Source organism: Paenibacillus etheri (assembly GCF_001012825.1).
Classification (GTDB): domain Bacteria; phylum Bacillota; class Bacilli; order Paenibacillales; family Paenibacillaceae; genus Paenibacillus_AQ; species Paenibacillus_AQ etheri.
In genome coordinates this window covers 1-345 of record NZ_LCZJ02000079.1, presented here as the reverse complement: position 1 = coordinate 345, position 345 = coordinate 1, and the positions used below count along the sequence as shown (strand labels likewise).

The 345-nt window shown below is 52.2% G+C and carries 1 pseudogene; it reads left to right on the top strand.

The features are described 5' to 3' along the window. Nucleotides 1-94: 94 nt before the first annotated feature. Nucleotides 95-345 (top strand): annotated as a pseudogene (locus tag UQ64_RS30530) (IS110 family transposase); the annotation flags it as partial.

The following is a 345-nucleotide window of genomic DNA, read 5'->3' as shown; positions in this document are numbered from 1 at the left end:
CCTCTTTGCATCTGGTTGTCGGTGTAGATATTGCCCAGGAGATGCATGTCGCTCGTGCAGTGAGCTATCGGGGAATTGCGTTGGGATCGCCGCTCGAGGTGTAAATGTAACCAGTCTAGCCGGTGTGTTAGGAGAAGCTGGTGATCTTAGTGGTTACGCACACGGAAATGCCTTGCTTCGTCATGCGGGTCTAAATTTGGCTGAGGCCAGCTCTGGGAAATGGCGCGGGAAAATGGTGCTTAGCAAACGTGGCCGCCCGCGTCTAAGGCGTTTTCTCTATCTCATGACGATGTGTATGGTCATGACCAATCCAGATGTTAGAGCCCTGCACCACTACAATGTAGA